We start from the raw sequence: 1,109 nt of genomic DNA, 5'->3' as shown, positions 1-1,109 counted from the left end.
GTACGGCCATATGGCGGTATCAGGGGTTAAATTTTATATGCGCATTTCGCGCCCATTCGGGACTCGGCCTCTGGCCGGGTCCTTTGCTGTTTCAGCAGATCGCACCGTCCCACCACCACTGGATTCTGCCAATTTGCCAACAGTATAGTGGCAGCCGCCTAATCCGCTGCATATGATACCGGAGATAATTCGTCTTCGGAAGGAGCGTGCAGTTTTGAAGAAAAAGAAAAAAAAGCCATCATCCATCTTTACCCAACAATACAGAATAGATCCCAATATGAGGGAACTAGAGCTGTTACAGCATGATAGCAGTAATGAAAGTAATCCCACGAAGGGCAAAGATGCCAATATTCTCTCAGCAGCAGCGTTTGTCGACTTAGAGGAAGAGTCAAATCAAATCGAGGAACTAGAACCTGAATATAACCTCTCCAACATTGAAACTCCAGAGGCTCAGGAATCAACGGAATATGAGACGTACTCGGTATCTACTGAGTCGAATACTCTTCCTGAACTGGAGACCGAGCAGTTGGATTTCATCGTCGAGAAAGAAATGCCTAATCTCAAGGGTGCCTTCATATACACAGAGGATATCGGTGAGTATGCCGTTACCGAGAATCGCATCGCTTCCAGGGCCATTACGGAATCGAAAATAGGGCGCGGTGCCGTTGGATCTGAGGCGCTTCAGGACTACAGCGTCACAAGTCTTCATCTCGCCAACGAAGCCGTCACATCCGACAAGATTGCTCCGCTAACGGTTACTGGTGATCACCTGTCGGACGGAACTTTATCGACGCGTAAACTTCGGGACGGGGCTGTGAACGCAAGCAAAATCAAGGATGGAAGCATCACATCCCAGAAGCTCGCCGATCATACCGTTGAAGGGAATAAGATTGCGGATGGTGCCATCACCGCACGACATCTGCAGCACCTTATCGTTACGTCTGAACTATTAGAGGACCAGGCAGTACATGGCGGGAAACTGGCATCCAGCGCAGTGGAGACTCGGCACTTAACGAACGAGGCGGTCCACAACTCCAAACTGGCCGATTTGGCCGTTACAACCTCAAAGTTACGTGATGGTGCCGTAACCGGTGCAAAAATCGCGAATA

1 pseudogene is annotated in these 1,109 nt (G+C 49.5%); it reads left to right on the top strand.

Annotated features, from left to right (window positions below):
* Nucleotides 1–214: 214 nt before the first annotated feature.
* Nucleotides 215–1,109: pseudogene (locus ACFRAK_RS29465) on the top strand (hypothetical protein); the annotation flags it as partial.

Source organism: Peribacillus sp. NPDC056705, assembly GCF_043656335.1.
This window is presented reverse-complemented; position numbering and strand designations above follow the sequence as displayed.